The sequence below is a fragment of the Wenxinia marina DSM 24838 genome, assembly GCF_000379485.1.
In the GTDB taxonomy this organism is placed as follows: Bacteria; Pseudomonadota; Alphaproteobacteria; order Rhodobacterales; family Rhodobacteraceae; genus Wenxinia; species Wenxinia marina.
Map to the genome: position 1 here is coordinate 13,541 of NZ_KB902315.1, position 17,211 is coordinate 30,751.

At 73.9% G+C, this 17,211-nt stretch carries 16 protein-coding genes and 1 tRNA gene; 10 read left to right on the top strand and 7 right to left on the bottom strand.

The features are described from left to right. Window positions 1–150 precede the first annotated feature (150 nt). Complete coding sequence (hisF, locus tag A37W_RS0119210; RefSeq protein WP_018304678.1) at window positions 151–909, top strand: imidazole glycerol phosphate synthase subunit HisF; 759 nt, start codon at window positions 151–153, stop codon at window positions 907–909. Beyond that, the gene (locus A37W_RS0119215; RefSeq protein ID WP_018304679.1) at window positions 906–1,217 is read left to right on the top strand and encodes a phosphoribosyl-ATP diphosphatase; all 312 of its coding nucleotides are present in this window, start codon (window positions 906–908) and stop codon (window positions 1,215–1,217) included. The genes hisF and A37W_RS0119215 overlap by 4 nt, the downstream gene beginning before the upstream one ends. Window positions 1,218–1,655: 438 nt before the next feature. Here A37W_RS0119215 and A37W_RS0119220 read toward each other — a convergent pair whose 3' ends face one another. The 4 genes from A37W_RS0119220 to A37W_RS0119235 form a co-directional block, all read right to left on the bottom strand. After that, entirely contained in the window at window positions 1,656–2,126 is a 471-nt protein-coding gene (locus tag A37W_RS0119220) for a CoA-binding protein (protein ID WP_018304680.1), read from the bottom strand. Window positions 2,127–2,290: 164 nt separating this feature from the next. Continuing rightward, window positions 2,291–2,743, bottom strand: coding sequence for a YHS domain-containing (seleno)protein (locus A37W_RS0119225; protein WP_018304681.1), 453 nt, complete (start codon window positions 2,741–2,743; stop codon window positions 2,291–2,293). Between the two features lie 84 nt (window positions 2,744–2,827). Further along, window positions 2,828–3,124: a hypothetical protein gene (locus tag A37W_RS0119230; RefSeq protein WP_018304682.1), complete on the bottom strand. Its 297-nt coding sequence runs from the start codon at window positions 3,122–3,124 to the stop codon at window positions 2,828–2,830. Next, window positions 3,121–3,903 carry a TrmH family RNA methyltransferase gene (locus tag A37W_RS0119235; RefSeq protein WP_018304683.1) on the bottom strand — a complete coding sequence of 261 codons (783 nt, stop codon included), beginning with the start codon at window positions 3,901–3,903 and terminating at the stop codon, window positions 3,121–3,123. Before A37W_RS0119235 ends, A37W_RS0119230 begins: the two co-directional genes overlap by 4 nt. 160 nt (window positions 3,904–4,063) lie before the next feature. Between A37W_RS0119235 and A37W_RS23940 the strand changes: the two genes are divergently transcribed. The 5 genes from A37W_RS23940 (at window position 4,064) to A37W_RS0119255 (ending at window position 8,317) form a co-directional block, all read left to right on the top strand. Further along, window positions 4,064–4,147, top strand: a tRNA-Tyr gene (locus A37W_RS23940). 91 nt (window positions 4,148–4,238) lie between these two features. Then, a complete protein-coding gene (locus tag A37W_RS0119240; protein WP_018304684.1) occupies window positions 4,239–5,240 on the top strand; it encodes a GT-B fold glycosyltransferase domain-containing protein in 1,002 nt (333 codons plus the stop codon). A gap of 391 nt (window positions 5,241–5,631) precedes the next feature. After that, window positions 5,632–6,423, top strand: coding sequence for a DUF72 domain-containing protein (locus tag A37W_RS0119245; protein ID WP_018304685.1), 792 nt, complete (start codon window positions 5,632–5,634; stop codon window positions 6,421–6,423). A 38-nt stretch (window positions 6,424–6,461) separates the two neighbouring features. Beyond that, complete coding sequence (locus A37W_RS0119250) at window positions 6,462–7,004, top strand: DUF421 domain-containing protein (protein WP_018304686.1); 543 nt, start codon at window positions 6,462–6,464, stop codon at window positions 7,002–7,004. Window positions 7,005–7,036: 32 nt separating this feature from the next. Further along, window positions 7,037–8,317 (top strand): O-acetylhomoserine aminocarboxypropyltransferase/cysteine synthase family protein, encoded by a 1,281-nt coding sequence (locus A37W_RS0119255; protein ID WP_018304687.1) that lies wholly within the window; start codon window positions 7,037–7,039, stop codon window positions 8,315–8,317. A 120-nt stretch (window positions 8,318–8,437) separates the two neighbouring features. Here the strand turns inward: A37W_RS0119255 and A37W_RS0119260 are convergent, their stop codons facing one another. Then, complete coding sequence (locus tag A37W_RS0119260) at window positions 8,438–9,190, bottom strand: SIMPL domain-containing protein (protein WP_018304688.1); 753 nt, start codon at window positions 9,188–9,190, stop codon at window positions 8,438–8,440. 157 nt (window positions 9,191–9,347) lie between these two features. Between A37W_RS0119260 and A37W_RS24615 the strand changes: the two genes are divergently transcribed. Beyond that, window positions 9,348–13,460 carry a hypothetical protein gene (locus A37W_RS24615; RefSeq protein ID WP_026198615.1) on the top strand — a complete coding sequence of 1,371 codons (4,113 nt, stop codon included), beginning with the start codon at window positions 9,348–9,350 and terminating at the stop codon, window positions 13,458–13,460. 70 nt (window positions 13,461–13,530) lie between these two features. Here the strand turns inward: A37W_RS24615 and hppD are convergent, their stop codons facing one another. Continuing rightward, on the bottom strand, window positions 13,531–14,634 hold the full coding sequence (gene hppD, locus A37W_RS0119270; protein ID WP_018304689.1) for a 4-hydroxyphenylpyruvate dioxygenase: 1,104 nt from the start codon (window positions 14,632–14,634) through the stop codon (window positions 13,531–13,533). A 137-nt stretch (window positions 14,635–14,771) separates the two neighbouring features. On the opposite strand from hppD, the gene A37W_RS0119275 reads away from it, so the two are divergent. Continuing rightward, on the top strand, window positions 14,772–15,230 hold the full coding sequence (locus A37W_RS0119275; protein WP_018304690.1) for an Lrp/AsnC family transcriptional regulator: 459 nt from the start codon (window positions 14,772–14,774) through the stop codon (window positions 15,228–15,230). Between the two features lie 128 nt (window positions 15,231–15,358). Here the strand turns inward: A37W_RS0119275 and cobT are convergent, their stop codons facing one another. After that, window positions 15,359–16,375, bottom strand: a complete 1,017-nt coding sequence (gene cobT, locus A37W_RS0119280; protein WP_018304691.1) for a nicotinate-nucleotide--dimethylbenzimidazole phosphoribosyltransferase — start codon at window positions 16,373–16,375, stop codon at window positions 15,359–15,361. Window positions 16,376–16,445: 70 nt separating this feature from the next. On the opposite strand from cobT, the gene A37W_RS0119285 reads away from it, so the two are divergent. Further along, window positions 16,446–17,210 carry an adenosylcobinamide-GDP ribazoletransferase gene (locus tag A37W_RS0119285; RefSeq protein WP_018304692.1) on the top strand — a complete coding sequence of 255 codons (765 nt, stop codon included), beginning with the start codon at window positions 16,446–16,448 and terminating at the stop codon, window positions 17,208–17,210. Window position 17,211 lies beyond the last annotated feature (1 nt).

Below are 17,211 nucleotides of genomic sequence, written 5' to 3' on the forward strand. Positions count from 1 at the left end.
ACGCGTCCCGGAGGATCGCCAACGAACCGGGCACCCGGACCGCGAGAGGCCCCGGCTCAGGGCCGGGGCGCGAAGAGCGCTGGGCATGTCCAAGGCTTCGCCCCCGCCCGCCCCCTTCCCAAGCCCTGCCGCCCCGCCTATGACCGCCCCATGCTCAAGACCCGCATCATCCCCTGCCTCGACGTCGCCGACGGACGCGTCGTCAAGGGCGTCAACTTCGTGGACCTGATCGACGCCGGCGACCCGGTCGAATCCGCCCGCGCCTACGATGCCGCCGGCGCGGACGAGCTGTGCTTCCTCGACATCCACGCCACGCACGAGAACCGCGGCACGATGTACGACCTCGCCACCCGCACGGCCGAGCAGTGCTTCATGCCGCTGACCATCGGCGGCGGGGTGCGGACGGTCGCGGATGTCCGGGCGCTCCTGCTGGCGGGCGCCGACAAGGTGAGCTTCAACTCCGCCGCGGTCGCCAATCCCGACGTGCTGACCGAGGCCGCGCTGCGCTTCGGCAGCCAGTGCATCGTCTGCGCCATCGACGCCAAGGCCGTCGGACCCGGCCGGTGGGAAATCTTCACCCACGGCGGCCGCCGCCCCACCGGGATCGACGCGGTGGAGTTCGCCGTGACCGCCGCACGCAAGGGCGCCGGCGAGATCCTCCTCACCTCCATGGACCGCGACGGCACCAAGTCCGGCTTCGACCTCGCCCTCACCCGCACCGTCGCCGACGCCGTTGACGTGCCGGTGATCGCCTCGGGCGGCGTCGGCTCGCTGGACCACCTCGTCGCGGGGGTCACCGAGGGCGGCGCCTCGGCCGTCCTCGCCGCGTCGATCTTCCACTTCGGCACCTACACCATCGCCGAGGCCAAGGCCGCGATGGCCGCCGCCGGCATCCCGGTCCGGCCATGAGCGCGCTCGCCCGCCTCGCCGCCACCATCGCCGCCCGCCGCGGCGCGGATCCGTCGGAAAGCTGGACGGCCAAGCTCCTCGCCGACCCGGTGAAGGCGGCCGAGAAGTTCGGCGAGGAGGCGGTGGAGGCCGTGATCGAGGCCGTCCGCGACGACCCCGCCCGCCTGACGGCGGAGGCCGCCGACGCGCTGTACCACCTCCTCGTCATGTGCGCCGCCCGCGGGGTGACCCTGGAGGACATCGAGGCGGAGCTGGCGCGGCGCGAGGGGACGTCCGGGATTGCGGAGAAGGCGGGCCGGACGGGTTGAGCCGGTGGTTCCGGACTGCGCGAGGTCCCGGGTCAAGCCCGGGACGGGGAAGGATGGACGCCCCCTCCCTGCAACCCGCCCCGGCCCTGAGCCGGGGCCTGCCGCTTTGGCGCTCACGGGGTCCGGGGTGGTTCTCACGGGCCAAGGGAGTTCGGATCGCCCGGCCGGTGGACCGGCGGAGCCGGCGCCCCGTTGCGGAATTGCGCGAGGTCCCGGGGCAAGCCCGGGACGGGGAAGGATGGACGCATCCTCCCTGCAACCCGCCCCGGCCCTGAGCCGGGGCCTCGCCACTTTTAGCGCTCACGGGGTCCGGGGTGGATCACACGGGCCAAGGGACTTCGGATCGCTCGGCCGGTTGACCGGCGGACCCGGCGACCCGTCGCGGAATTGCGCGAGGTCCCGGGGCAAGCCCGGGAGGGGGAAGGCTTTTCTTGCGCCTCACCCCAGCCGCGACGAGATCACGCCGGTCGCGAAGCCGCCCATGCGCAACTCGCCCATCAGGCGCTGGTACTCGATCTTGGGGCAGCGGTCCTGGATGACCCGCACCCCCCGCGCCTCGGCCTTCGCCGCGGCCTCGTCGTGGCGCACGCCGATCTGCAGCCAGATCGTCTGCAGCTCCGGCCAGCGCTCCAGCGCCTCGTCCACGAGCCCGGGCACCGCGTCCGAGCGGCGGAACACGTCCACCATGTCCACCGCGTCCGGCACCTCGGCGAGCGTGCCGTACACCCGCTCGCCCAGCAGAACCTGCCCCGCCAGGCCCGGGTTGACCGGAATCACGCGGTAGCCCTTCAGCCCCAGGTAGCGAGCGACGAAGTAGGAGGGGCGCACCGGGTTGGCGGACACGCCGACGACGGCGATGATCCGGGCACGCCTCAGCGTGTCGCGCAGCAGATCGTCGGAATAGTCCACGTCTCACCTCCCCAAAGAAAAATGCGCCCGGTGGGATCCGGGCGCAAGGTGTGGAACGAGGGACAGTGTGAGACGGCAGGTTCCATTCTTCGCGCGTCTCCAGATCGATATTGGCACGAATCGGGCCTCGGGGAACCACCGGTCCCGACAACGTGAACGGCGTGTCAACCGAGGATCTGCGGCCAATGTCCGTCCGCCGCCCGGATGTGACCCTGCAGGTCCGCCTGCCAGAGCGACCTGATCCCCAGCGAATAGTTGAGGTAGAGCCGCCCCTCGTGGATCGTGAACGCGTCCGGGACCGTCGGCGCCAGCGCGCCCCGCGCCAGCGCAAAGGCGCAGTAGCCGCCGTAGCGCGGGGCGAACCGCACGGGATCGCCCTCGAAGGCGGCGAGGTTGGCGGCGGAGGCGAAGTGCCAGACCGCGCCGCGCCACATCAGCCGGTGCGCGGCCGATCCCGCAACGGGCCCGCCCTCGCGGAAATAGCCGACCGGATCGGCGCCGCGGATGGCGATCCCGCCCTCGGCGAACACCTCCTCGGAGGCGGCGCGGGCGGGCCGGGCGAGCGGGAGCAGCGGGACGGCGGCGAGAAGGGCGAGGACGGCGCGGCGGCTGGACATGGGACCTCCCGGCGGATCAGGCCCCCAGAATGGGCGCGCGGGCGCGGTCCGCCTAGCCCCCTCGCGGCAAGGTGACGGAAGATGTCAGTCGAAGATGTCCTCGATCAGGTCCCAGACCTCGCCGAACAGCTTCTTCGCGCGCTTCGGAGCCTTGCGCTTCTTCGGCCGGACCGGGTGGGCCGGCTGCACCGGTCGCGCCACCTGCGGGGAGGAGACGGAGCGCCGCACCGGGGCCGCGTCGTCCCGCACCGGCAGCATCTTCAGCTTGGTCAGCGGCGCGCCGCAGCTGCGACACGCCAGCTCGTGCCGCGTCCGCCCGGCGAGGACGAGCGTCGCCCGGGTGCCGCAATAGCAGCAGGTCGCGATCTTCGCCTGGCTCATGCTCCATGCCTCGACGCGTAGAGCGCGACCGCCGCCGCGTTGGAGACGTTCATCGAGCCGAACGCCCCCGCCGCCGGGATCCGCACCAGCCGGTCGCACAGCCCCCGCGTCTTCTCGCGCAGGCCCGGCCCCTCGGCGCCGAGGACGATCGCCACCGCCCGGTCCCGCCGCCCGTCCAGCGCGGCGCCGATCTCGTCCTCCGCCTCGCCGGCGAGGCCGAGCACCAGCCAGCCCGACGCCTGCAGCGTCTCGATCGCCTGGCCGAGGTTGCCGACGCGCAGGTACGGCTGCCGCTCCAGCGCACCCGAGGCCGCCTTGGCCAGCGCGCCCGTTTCCGGCGCCGAGTGCCGCTGCACGCCCACGACCGCCCGCGCGCCGAACACCTCGGCCGAGCGCAGGATGGCGCCGACGTTGTGCGGATCAGTCACCCTGTCGAGCAGCACCAGCCGCGGCGCGCCCGGCCCCTCGGCCATCGCCACGTCCTCGAGCCGGCCCCAGTCCAGCGGCTTCGCCTCCAGCGCCGCGCCCTGGTGGACCGACCCGGGGTCCAGCGGCGCGGGGAACCGCCGCGGATCGGCGATCTCCGGCTCCATCCCCGACGCCGCCACCGCGTCGGCGATCCGGTCCGCCGCGTTGCGCGTCAGGATCAGGCGCAGCCGCTGCCGCCGCGGATTCATCAGCGCGTCCGACACCGCGTGCAGGCCGAACAGCCACACCGTCTCGGCCGCGGCGGCGCGCTTGGCCTTCTCCTTCTCGATCACCCAGGCGGGCTTCTTCATGTCTCGACGGCTCCCGTTACCGGTCCCCATGTGCGTCGCCCCGCCCGGCGGCACAAGGGCATGCGGCGGGCCGCCGCGATCGGGCCGCCGCGATATGGCTTGACGCCTCCGGACACCGCCGCTATCCCGCCCCTCGCGCCGGGCCCGAGGGTCCGGCCGCGGGCGACGAGCTGCAAGGTGCGGCAGCGGACTGTAACTCCGCCGGGGAGACCCACGCCTGGTTCGATTCCAGGGTCGCCCACCATTTCCCCCTCATCCCACCATTGCCCTGCCCTTTTGTCAGGGCACGCTGCCGGTATAGTCCCGCGCGGACAGTATACGCAGGCACCCGGCGCATGGCCTCTCCCCCTTCCGACCGCCAGCCTTTCAACGTCATGGCCGTGGGCCAGGGCGGCCGGCTGGAGCACGAAGCGGTGTTGCTGGCGGCGTCGCTGCGGCGCGCCTGCCCCGACTTTGCCGGCCGCCTGATCATTGCCGAGCCGCAGCCCGGCCCGCTCTGGCCGGACGATCCGCGGCTGACGCCGGGGCCGCGGAACCTGCTGGAGGAGATGGGCGCCGAGATCGTGCCGTTCGAGAGCCGGCACTTCGGCGCGGCCTATCCTTACGGCAACAAGATCGAGGGTCTCGCCGCGCTGCCAGCGGACGAGCCGTTCCTGTTCCTCGACACCGACACGCTGGTCCTCGGCGATCTCGCCGCGGTGCCGTTCGACTTCGTCCGCCCCGCCGCGTCGATGCGGCGCGAGGGGACCTGGCCGGTGGAGGACGTCTACTGGCCGGGCTACACCGGCGTCTGGCGCAGCCTGTACGACCGCTTCGGCCTCGACTTCGAGACCTCGCTCGACCTGTCCGAGCCGGACGAGTTCTGGCGGCGCTACCTCTACTTCAACGCCGGCTGGTTCTTCGGCGCCGATCCGGCGGAGTTCGGGCGCCGCTTCACCGAGATGGCCCTGTCCATCCGCGACGACCCGCCGCCCGAGCTGGCGCTGCAGCCGCTCGACCCGTGGCTCGACCAGGTCGCACTGCCGCTGGTGATCCATTCCCTCGGCGGCGGCCGCCCGGGGGCGGAGCTGGCCGGCCTCGACGGCGACGTCACCTGTCACTACCGGACCTTCCCCCTGCTCTACGCCCGCGAGAGCGACGCGGCGGTGGCGATGCTGGAGGCGGTCGCGGCGCCAAACCCCGTGAAGAAGGTCCTGAAGGCTCACCGCCCGCTGCAGAAGATGGTCTACCAGGGAAAGGGCGCCGAGGTCCGCGCCCTCTTCGACCGCGCCGCCCTGCCCCGCCGCGAGCAGGACATCCGCAAGACGATCCGCGCCGCGGGGCTGTGGATGCGGTGAGGCCTGGTTCGCGTTGGAACTGAGGGCGCCGGCACGACCGGGGCGCTTACGCTTCAACGTGATATCGTGTCCGAGACCGGCCGAAACTCCTCCGCCCGGAATCAGCCGCGCAAGCGGCCCGGGCAGCGTCTGGCCGCCCCCCGGCCAGACGCTTCCTCGCCGCAAGCGCGACGAAACAGGTCGTTCGGAGCCGCGCCATAAAGCACTGACCATCACGGTCGGAGCGTCTGCCCGCGGCCAGCCGCTGCCCTCCGTCGGCAACCAGCCTCACCCGGCGCGGCACACGCCAACTGCAGACCCGGCCCAGGCGCCGCCCGGACCGTCACTTTGCCTGGTCCGGCCACCCACATCCCCCTTGCCTGATCGCCTCTCCCGCGCCAACCATGCCGCCATGAGCGGCACCATCCGGATCGGCATCGGCGGCTGGACCTACGCGCCCTGGCGCGAGACGTTCTATCCGCCCGAGGTGAAGGTGAAGGACGAGCTGAGCTACGCCGCCCGGCAGCTCCCGACGATCGAGATCAACGGCACCTTCTATCGCGGCCAGAAGGCCGAGACCTTCGCCAAGTGGCGCGCCGACGTGCCGGACGGGTTCGTCTATTCGATGAAGGCGCCGCGCTACGCCACCGCCAAGAAGGTGCTGGCCGAGGGCGCCGAGAGCGTCAGCCGCTTCACCGAAGGCGGACTGATCGAGCTCGGCTCCGCGCTCGGCCCCATCGTCTGGCAGCTGCCGGATCACCACAAGTTCGACCCCGAGGACCTGTCCGCGTTCCTCGACCTGCTTCCGCCCGAGACCCGCGGCCACCGTCTGCGCCACGCGGTCGAGCTGCGGCACGAGACGTTCCTCACCCCCGAGGCGGTGGAGATCTGCCGCGCCCGGAACGTCGCCATCGTCTGGGCGATGGACAGCACGTTCCCCGAGATCGCCGACCCCACGGCCGACTTCGTCTACATCCGCATGATGGGCACCGAGGAGGGCGAGGCGGACGGCTACGCCGCCGCCGCCCTCGACCGGCGCGCCATGGACCTGAAGACCATCGCCGCCGGCGGGATGCCTGACGGCGCACCGCTGCTGGCCGGCCGGCCGGACGTGACCCCGCGCGACGTCTTCGCCTACGTCATCTCAGGCCACAAGGCGGCGAACCCGGCCGCGGCGAAGGCGCTGATCGCCCGCATCTCCTGATCGCCGGAACAAGCCCCGCCGCCGCCCGTTGGCGGGGCATGGACCTCGACCAGATCCTCTTCAGCGGCTGGGCGGACGTGCTGCGCACCGTCGTCATGGGCGTCGGCGGCTACGGCCTGATGATCCTGACGCTGCGCGCGTCGGGCAAACGGACGCTGGCCAAACTCAACGCCTTCGACCTCGTCGTGACGGTGGCCCTCGGCTCCACCCTCGCGACGATCCTGCTCAGCAAGGACGTGGCCCTGGCCGAGGGCTGGGCCGCGATCCTGACGCTCGTCGCGTGCCAGTACGCCGTCGCCTTCGCCTCGGTCCGCTCGCGCCGCGTCGCCCGCGCGGTCCGGTCCGAGCCGGCGCTGCTGCTGCGCGACGGCGAGCCGCTGCCCGAGGCGATGCGCCGCGAGCGCGTCACGCGGGAGGAGCTGGAGACCGTTGTCCGCGCCCAGGCCGGGGCCGAGATAGAGGACGTCGCCGCCGTCGTCCTCGAGAGCGACGGCTCGTTCAGCGTGATGAAGCCCGGCGACGGCTTCGCCACCGCCGGCCTGAACGACGCGCCATTGCAGGGTCGCGGGTCCGAAGCGTAGGGTCCGCCCGGACAGACACCCGGGAGGACAAGATGACCCAGTACGGCTTCGACACGCTGCAGATCCACGCCGGAGCCCGGCCCGACCCCGCGACCGGCGCCCGCCAGACGCCGATCTACCAGACCACGGCCTACGTCTTCCGCGACGCCGACCACGCCGCCGCCCTGTTCAACCTGCAGGAGGTCGGCTTCATCTATTCCCGCCTGACCAACCCCACGGTCGCGGTGCTGCAGGAGCGGATCGCGACACTGGAGGGCGGCCAGGGTGCGGTCTGCTGCTCGTCCGGGCACGCGGCGCAGATCATGGCGCTGTTCCCGCTGATGGCGCCGGGGCGGAACATCGTCGCCTCGACGCGCCTCTATGGCGGTACGGTCACGCAGTTCTCCAACACCATCAAGCGCTTCGGCTGGTCCGCGACCTTCGTCGACACCGACGACCTCGACGCGGTGAAGGCGGCGATCGACGACGACACCCGCGCGATCTTCTGCGAATCCATCGCCAACCCGGGCGGTTACATCTCGGACCTGCCCGCGCTGGCGAAGATCGCGGACGAGGCCGGCATCCCCCTCATCGTCGACAACACCTCGGCCACCCCCTACCTCTGCCGCCCGATCGAGCACGGGGCGACCCTCGTCGTGCACTCGACCACCAAGTACCTGACCGGCAACGGCACCGTCACCGGCGGCTGCATCGTGGATTCCGGCAAGTTCGACTGGTCCGCCTCCGGCAAGTTCCCGTCCCTGTCCGAACCCGAGTCCGCCTACCACGGCCTGAAGTTCCACGAGACGTTCGGCCCGCTCGCCTACACCTTCCACGGCATCGCCATCGGCCTGCGCGACCTCGGCATGACCATGAACCCGCAGGCGGCGCACTACACGCTGATGGGGATCGAGACGCTGTCCCTGCGGATGGAGCGGCACGTGGCGAACGCGGTGAAGGTCGCGCAGTGGCTCGAGGGGCACGACGCGGTGGAGGCAGTGACCTACGCCGGGCTCGACAGCTCTCCCTACAAGTCGCGGATGGGCACCATCTGTCCGAAGGGCGCGGGGGCGCTGTTCACCGTCGCGCTCAAGGGCGGCTACGACGCCTGCGTCCGCCTCGTGGATTCGCTGGAGCTGTTCAGCCACGTCGCCAACCTCGGCGACACCCGCAGCCTCGTCATCCACTCCGCCTCCACCACGCACCGGCAGCTGACGGAGGAGCAGCAGGTGAAGGCCGGCGCGGCGCCGGACGTGGTGCGGCTGTCGATCGGGATCGAGGACGCGGACGACCTGATCGCCGACCTGTCGCAGGCGCTGGACAAGGCGGGCTGAATATCGAGCGGCCCGGCGCGCGTCGCCGGGCCGCCCTCGTCCCCCCGGAGCGCGAAGGAATATCGACGAAATTCCCTCCGCGGCAGACGGAAATCCGCGAACTTCCTTCGCGCCCTTCCGTCAGTCCCCGAACGCCCAGACCGCCGTCACCGTGGCCGTGATCTCCATCTCGCCCGGCAGGACCGGCATCGAGGCCCCGGAATCCATCATCCGCGCCTCCATCATCGGCATCGGCGGCGGCTCACTGCCGCCTTCCGTCAGCGTGACCAGCGGGCCGAGGCTGACGCCCGCCGCCGCGGCGTAGGTCTCTGCCCGCGTGCGGGCGTCGGCGATCGCGTCGGTGCGCGCGGCGTCCAGCGCGGCGGCCCGGTCGGACAGGTCGAACGCGAAGCTGTCGATCGAGTTCAGCCCCGCCTCGGTCACCGCGTCGAGGATCGTGCCGAGGTTGTCGAGCTCCCGCACCGTCAGGGTGAGCGAGGAGCTGGCCGAGAACCGGACCGGCTCCCGCCGGCGCCCCGACTCGTCGTACTCGTAGAGGGGCGAGACGTTGATCGCCGTCGTCTGCAAATCCTCGGACGCAATGCCGGCGGCCGTCAGCACCTCTACCGCGGCCGACAGACGGGCCGAGGCGGCGTCGAGCGCGGTGGCGGCGCTGTCCGACTCCTCCACCACGCCGATCTGCACCCGCGCGATGTCGGGCGCGACGCTCGACGTGCCCTCGCCGGTGACGGTGAGGAGGCGGGCGCCGGGCGCCGGGATCGACTGATCGGGCGCGACCTCGATCACCCGCGGCGGCGGCGCGTCCTGCGCGGCAAGGGGAAGCGGGACCAGGCCGAGGGCGGTGACGCCGAGAAGACGAAGAACGGGGCGCATGGATGTTCCTTTCCTGAGCGCTGAAGGGTCCTGCCCTCACAGACGCGTGTCGCTCGCAATTCCTTGGCGCGCTTGGACACGGCGGGAAACTGCTGTAGTCTCGCCCGGGTTCCGGCAGGCCGTTTTGCTGGCCCCCGATAGCTGTTAAATCCGAAAAATGACGTCGAATTTTGCCCTCTCGCTCGCCTCCGACGGCCTGCGGCTCCTGCACCGGGTCGAGGGCGGCTGGCTGCTCGTCGGCGAGGTGCCGGCGACCGCGCCGGACCTGTCCGCCGCGCTCGCCCGGCTGCGCCGCCGGGCCGAGACGCTCGCGCCCGAGGGCCTGCGGACCAAGCTGCTGATCCCGAACGACCAGGTCCGCTACCTGTCGCTCGACACGCCCCGCGCCAGCGAGGGCGACATCCGCGAGGCGCTGCAAGAGGCCCTCCCGGAGCCGCTGGACGGCTACGTCTGGGACCACGCCCGCGGCGGCGGCCGGACCTACGTGGCGGCCGTGCCGCAGGACACGCTGGCCGAGGCCGAGGCGTTCGCCGCCGCGCACCGGTTCCACCCTGTCTCGTTCGCCGCCGTGCCCGCGCCCTTCACCTTCCGGGGCGAGGCCTATTTCGGCCCGACCAGCCGGGCCGGCGCCGATGCCGACCAGCGCGACGCGCAGCCGGTGACGATCATCGGCGAGGTGCCGCCCGAGGCCGGGATCGAGAGCGCGGCGCCCGCCGTCTCGGCGCCGCCGCCCTGGACCGCGGGTGCGCCCGGCAGCGTGGACCTGGACACGGCGGCAGAGGATTCGCCGCCGGCCGTCGCCGACGCTCCGCCGGCCGCCGCCGAGGGCGGACCTGCACCGACCCGGACGCCCCCTCCCGAAGCGTCCGCCCCCGCGCCGACCTCTCCGCCATCCGATCCCGAGCCGCCGTCCCTGACGCCGGAAGAGCTGTCCCGCGGTCCCTCTCCGGACGATGTCGACGCCGCCGACTCCGGGCCCGACCTCGCCGAGGTTCCGGAGACGGCGCCGGAGGAGGAAGAGGCGATCCTGCCCGAGCCGCAGGAGTCCCCTCCGGACGAGCCGTCCTCCGGCGAACCGCCCGCTCCCCGCCCGCCGCTGGCGGCCGAGCCGCGGGCGGCCGAGCCGGAGCCCGCCTTCGCCTCCCGCTCGCGCGTCGCCCGCGCGCCGGACCGCGCGGCCCCGCCGCCGCTCGTCCGGCCCGCCGCCGCCGCGGTCGAGGGCGCGTCCGCCGCCTTCGTCCGCCGCCGCGACGAGCCGCCGGTCCTGCGCCCGGCCGCCGCCCCGCCGCCGCCCTCGCGGTCCGCGCCCGCCATCACCGGCGAGGCGGCCGAGGCGGCGCCGTCCCTGTCGCCCCGCACCGATCGCGGCCGCGAGATCCCGGTGACGGCGCCGATCGCCCCCGCCTCCAGCCGCCTCCCCGCCAGCCTGCGGGATCGTCTGGCCGAGCGCATGGCCGACGCGTCGGCCGAGCCCGCGCCGCCCCCCGCCCGCCGCCGGACCGACGCCGCCGCCGAGGCGGCCGAGGCCGCCGAGCGCGACCGTCTGACCGTCTTCGGCGCCCGCGGGTCCGACAGCGCCTCCCGCATCGGCGGCAAGCCGCGGTATCTCGGCCTGATCCTCACGCTGGTCCTGCTGCTGCTGATGGCCGCCGCCGCGGCCTGGGCCGCCATCGGCAGCGAGCGCATCTCGGCCTGGCTCTTCGGCGACGACGCAGTCAGCCCCGCCGTCGCGTCCGCCGACGCCGACCTCGACGAGGCGGCGGACGCCGAGCCGCCCCGCGACGTGACCGCCCTCCTGCCATCGCCCGACGCGATGGAGGACGCCCCGGCCGCCGATCCCGAGGCCGAGGCCGACCTCGCGCTCGCCCCGCCCGAGGACGAGCTGCTGCCGCCCGAGACGGACGAGGTCGAGGTCGTCCCCGGTGGCCGCCCGACCGGCACAGTCCCCTCGCCCGCGGAAGCCGAGCGCTTCTACGCCGCGACCGGCGTCTGGATCCGGGGGCCGCGCCTGCCGCTGCTGCCGCGCTCCGAGACGATGACGAACCCGTCGGCGGTGGAACCGTCGGAGCCCGACCTGCCCGAGGCTCCGGTCACCGACCGCCTGGCCGCCCTCGCCCCGGACCCCGGCCTCGGGCGGCAGCCGGTCCCGCCGCCCGCCGGCACGGTCTTCGCCCGCGATGAGCGGGGCTTCTTCCTCGCCACGCCCGAAGGGACCGAGACGCCCTACGGCATGCTGATCTACGCCGGCGAACCGGACCTCGTGCCGCCGACCCGCCCGGGGACCGAGCCGCCGCCGATCCCGCCGACCGCCGAGGTCGAGGTCGCGGCGCTCGAGGCCGCCCCCGACGCCGGCGAGGCGCCGCAGGTGGGCGGGGCGGACGCCGCCGCCACCGACCTCGGCGCCGCGCCGACGCTGGCCGGCGCCGCCGCGCCCGACGCGATGCCCGGCATCGTGACCGAGGCGACGGAGCCGGGCGCCGCCCGCCTCGTCGCCGATGCCGGCGAGACCGGCGACGTCGCGATCTTCGCCGGCGCGCCGCAGACCGTCCCGCCGACCCGGCCCGGGACCGAGCCCCCGGCGCTCGTCGCCGACGCACGGGCCGATCTCCCGGCCGACGCTCTCGCCCTCGCGGACACGACCCCGGAGGCGCCGGCCGAGGCGCCGGAGGACGAACCGGTACCGGCCGACGCGACCGACGCCGCTCCGGCCGAGACCCTGCCCGTCGACGTGGTCGCGGCCCTGCCGCCGGTCACGCCGCCGACGCGCCCCGGAACGCCCCCCGCCCCCGCCGAGCCGGAGGTCGCCGACGCCGCTCCGGCCCTCGCCGATGGCCCGGTCGACGTGGCGACGCTGTCAGGCTCCCCCGCCGCCGTCCCGCCCGTCCGGCCCGGCACCGAGGCCCCGACGGTCGAGGAAGAGGCCCCGGAAGCCGTGGCGGAGGCCGAGACGGCGAGCCTTCCCGATGGCCCGGTCGACGTGGCGACGCTGTCAGGCTCCCCCGCCGCCGTCCCGCCCGTCCGGCCCGGCACCGAGGCGCCGACGGTCGAGGAAGAGTCTCCGGCAGCCGTGGCGGAGGCCGAGACAACGAGCCTTCCCGATGGCCCGGTAGACGTGGCGACGCGGACCGGCGCTCCCGCGGCCGTCCCGCCCGTTCGGCCCGGCACCGAGGCGCCGGTCGCCGAGGAAGCGGCCGAAGCCGTCGTGGCCGATGCACAGTCGCCGGCGACCGACGGCGCGGCGACTCCGCCCGGCGGCGTGGACCTGGCGGTGCTCGACGGCACCCCCGCTGCCGTCCCGCCCGAGCGCACCGGAGACGCCCCCGCCGCCCCGGCCGCGATCCGCGTCGAGGAGAACGCGCCGCCCGCCGTGCCGCCGACCCGGCCCGGCACCGCGTCGGCCTCGTCCGAGGTCGCCGCTCCCGAGGCCGCCGTTCCACAGGTCACGGGGCCGGATGCCGTCGCCGGAACGCCCGAGGTGGTCCCGCCCGCGCGCCCGGGATTGACGCTCGACGAGGCCGCGGCCACTCCCGGCGCGGTCACTCTGGAGGCGCTGACGCCCTTCGACGGCCCGCGACCGGAGCCGCGCGACGCGGCGGCCGCGCCCGAGACGCTCGCAGCATTGCCTGCCTTCGACGGCCCGCGGCCGGGCCTGCGGCCCGAGGGCCTTGCCCCCGAGGGCGCCGGAGAGACGGATGCCGACGCGGTGGCGGAGGCCGTCGCGGAGGCGGCGGAGGACCTTCCGCCGGAAGAGGCGGTGCCCGACGTCTCCTCCACCCTCGCCGCGATCGTCGCCGGCGCGCCCGATCCGCTGGCCGGGGCCACGCCGCAGGCGGTCCCCCGCGCGCGCCGCCCCGACACCCGGCCGGCCAACTTCGACCGCGTCGTCGCCCGCGCCGCGGAGGCGAACGCCCGCAGCGCCCCGCCCGCGCAGGCCGCCTCCACCCAGGCGCCGACCGCCCGGAGCGAAGAGGCCGACGACGAGCCCGAGCAGGTCGCCGCCGCCCCCGCCCCGCCCTCCGGCCCGACCCCCGGCGGCGTCGCCGGCGCCGCGACGGCGCAGGACGCGATCAACCTGCGCGACGTGAATCTCATCGGCGTCTACGGCCGCCCCAGCGACCGCCGCGCCCTGATCCGCCTCGCAAACGGGCGCTATGTCCGGGTCTCGGTGGGCGACCGGCTGGAGGGCGGGCAGGTCACGGCGATCGGGGACGATGCGCTGAACTACGTGGTGCGCGGGCAGACCTACTACCTGCAGATCCCCGACAGCTGACACGCGAAGGGCGGGCCGACCGGCCCGCCCCCCATTGCGGACCGAAGTCCGCCCTCCCGCTTCTGGTCCGTCAGGCCGCGTCGTCGGCTTTGAGGACGCCGCGTTCGATCTGGTCGGCCTCGATCGACTCGAACAGCGCCTTGAAGTTGCCCTCGCCGAAGCCGTCGTCGCCCTTGCGCTCGATGAACTCGAAGAAGATCGGCCCGATCACCGTCTTGCTGAAGATCTGCAGCAGGATGCGGGTCTCGCCGCCGTCGACCACGCCCTCGCCGTCGATCAGGATGCCGTGCTTCTTCAGCGCGTCGATCGGCTCCTCGTGGCCGGTCACCCGGTCGTGGCTGAGATCGTAGTAGGTCGCCGGAGGCGGCGGCATGAACTTCAGCCCCCTGTCGGCGATCGCGTCGACGCTCTCGTAGATGTTCCGTGCGCCGACGGCGATGTGCTGGATGCCCTCGCCGTTGTAGCGCTTGAGGTATTCCACGATCTGCCCGGTCTCGCCCCGGTCCTCGTTGATCGGGATGCGGATGCGGCCGCAGGGGCTGGTCAGGGCGCGGGAGAACAGGCCGGTGAACTTGCCCTCGATGTCGAAGAAGCGGATCTCGCGGAAGTTGAAGATGTCGCCGTAGAACCGGAACCACGTGTCCATGTTGCCCTTGTGGACGTTGTGGGTGAGGTGGTCGAGGTACCAGAAACCGACGCCCTCGGGCTTGGATTGCGCGATCCAGTCGAACTCGCCGTTGTAGGGCGAGGTCTCGTAGTAGTCCTCGATGAAGTAGATGAGGCTGCCGCCGATGCCGACGATGGCGGGGACGTCCATCGTCTTGCCGGGGCCGGTATATTCCTCGGCGCCCTTCTCGACCGCGTGCTTCAGCGCGTGCTCCGCGTCCACCACGCGCCAGGCCATCGACGGTGCGCAGGGGCCGTGCTCCTCGACGAAGGTGCGGGCGTGGCTGCCCGGCTCGTCGTTGAGGACGTAGGTGATGTCGCCCTGCTGCCAGAGCTCGATCGCCTTGGTCTTGTGGTTCGCGACGTGGGCATAGCCCATCCGGGCGAACAGCTCGCGCAGCTTCTCGGGCTCGGGGTGGGCGAATTCGACGAACTCGAAGCCGTCGGTGCCGGCGGGGTTCTCGGGGGTGATGGTCGATTTCGGGGCGTCGTGCGGGAACGGACCCATGGCGTGTCTCCTCTCGCTGTCCGGTTGCCTGTGAAGATGGCGCAGGGTCGGCGCGATGTCCGCGCAATCCGCGGCCTGTCTGTTGCGGCCGGTGCGGGATTGCCGCACGATTGGAAAAATCCGCGCAGGAGCGCCGCATGGACCTCGACCCCACCGACAAGCGCCTCCTGGCTGCGCTGCAACGCGACGGCCAGATGACGGCCGACGCCCTCGGCCGCGATCTGAACCTCTCGCCCAGCCAGGCGGGGCGGCGGCGGCAGCGTCTGGAGGAGCGGGGCGTGATCCGCGGCTACCGCGCCGTCCTCGATCCGGTGGCGGCGGGGCTCGGCGTCGAGGCGTTCGTGCAGATCGCGATGGCGACCCACACCGAGGAGAACGCCCGCGATTTCCTGCGCCTGTGCCGCACGAGGGCCGAGATCGTCGGCGCCTGGACGCTGACCGGCGAGGCGGACTACCTGCTTCGCGTCTTCTGCGGCGACCTCGGCGACCTGAACCGGCTGGTGCAGCAGACGCTGCTGCCGCACCCCGCGGTCAGCCGCGTGCACAGCCAGATCGTGATGGAGCGGGTGAAGTCGGACGCGCCGCTGCCGCTGTAGGGTGATCCGGCGGAGCGCCTTGCGGCGCATTCTCCTTGCGTTTAGGGGGGCGTTCCGCCCCCGTCCGGCTGGCGCCGGACTCCCCCTGAGGATATTTGTGGCTCGATGAGAGGGAGGGAGGGGCGCGCCTAGCCGCCCGAGACGCCCGCCTCCGCGAAGGTCGACATGCCGGAATGGCAGGCGAGCGCGCCCTTCAGCACCTGCATCGCCAGCGCCGCGCCCGATCCTTCGCCGAGGCGGAGGCCGAGGTCGAGGAGGGGCGCTTTCCCCAGCGCCTGCAGCAGGCGGCCGTGGGCGCCTTCGGCGGAGAGGTGGCCGGCGAGGCAATGGTCGAGCGCGCCGGGGGAGGCCTTCTCCAGCACCGCGGCGGCGGCGGTGCAGATGAAGCCGTCGAGGAGCGCGGGGATGCGGTGGGCGCGGGCGGCGGCGAGGGCGCCGGCCATCGCGGCGAGCTCGCGGCCGCCGAGTCGGCGGAGCGCCTCCAGCGGGTCGTCCTTGGCCTGCGGGTGGAGGGCGAGGCCTTCGTCCACCACCGCGGCCTTGCGGGCGAGGCCGGCATCGTCGACGCCGGTGCCCCGGCCGACCCAGTCGCCGCCCGCGCCGCCGAAGAGGGCGGCGGCGAGCGCGGCGGCCGAGGTGGTGTTGCCGATGCCCATCTCGCCCGCGACGAGGAGGTCGGCCTCCGGGTCCACCGCCTGCCAGCCGGCGGCGAGGGCGGCGACGACCTCGTCCTCGGACATCGCCGGCTCTTCGGTGAAGTCCGCGGTCGGGCGATCGAGGTCGAGGGCGACGACGTCCATGCGCGCGCCCGCCGCCTGTGCCAGCTGATTGATCGCGGCGCCGCCGGCGCGGAAGTTCCCGACCATCTGGGCGGTCACCTCGGCGGGGAAGGCCGAGACGCCGCGGGCGGTGACGCCGTGGTTGCCGGCGAAGACCACGACCTGCGGCCGCTCGATCCGGGGCCGGGGATCGCCCCGCCAGCTGGCATACCAGATCGCGACCTCCTCCAGCCGGCCGAGCGCGCCCGGCGGCTTGGTCAGCTGCGCGTTGCGGGCGCCGGCGTCCTCGGCCGCGCGCATGTCGGGCGGCGGCGCGTCCGCGAGGCGCTGGCGGAACTCGGCGAGGGTGGCGAAGGGAGCGGTCATGTCGGCCTCGTTGCATCGGTCGCCGGGCCTGTCTAACGCTCGGGCCGTCAGGGGAAAGGCGGGAACGGGCATGTCGGGGGCGAAAGGCGACCTTGTCGCGGCGGGCGACCCGCTGGCGGCGCTGGCGCTGCTGACGCGGCTGCCGGTGCGGTTGCCGGACGGCGCGGGCGGCCGGATGGGGCGAGCCGCCTGGGCCTGGCCGCTGGCGGGGCTGGTAGTGGCGGTGATCGGCTGGGCGGTGATCGGCGCGGCGACGGCGGTGGGCCTGCCTCCGCCGCTGGCCGCCGGGCTGGGGCTTGCGGCGCTGGTGATGGTGACCGGGGCGCTGCACGAGGACGGTCTGGCCGACAGCGCGGACGGGCTGTGGGGCGGCGCGGACACGGCGCGGCGGCTGGAGATCATGAAGGACAGCCGGATCGGCAGCTACGGCGTGATCGCGCTGGTCCTGTCGCTGGGGCTGCGGTGGCAGGCGCTGGCGCTGCTGGTCGCCGCCGGGGCGGCAGGGCCGGCGCTGGTCGCGGCGCTGATGCTGTCGCGGGCGGCGATGGCGGAGACGATGGCCGCGCTGCCGGCGGCGCGGGAGAGCGGGCTGTCGCGGCTGGTCGGCCGCCCGCCGCGAGCCGCGGCCGTCCTTGCCTCGGGTCTCGCGGCGCTGGCCGCGCTGCTGGCGCTGGGGGGCGCGGGGGTGGTGGCGACATTGGTGGCGCTCGCCGTGGCGTCCGGCTGGGCGGCGGTCGCGCGGTCGAAGATCGGCGGGCAGACCGGCGACATCCTCGGCGCCGGAGGCCAGCTGGTGGAGATCGCGGCGCTGCTGGTGGCGGTCGCGGCGCTCTAGG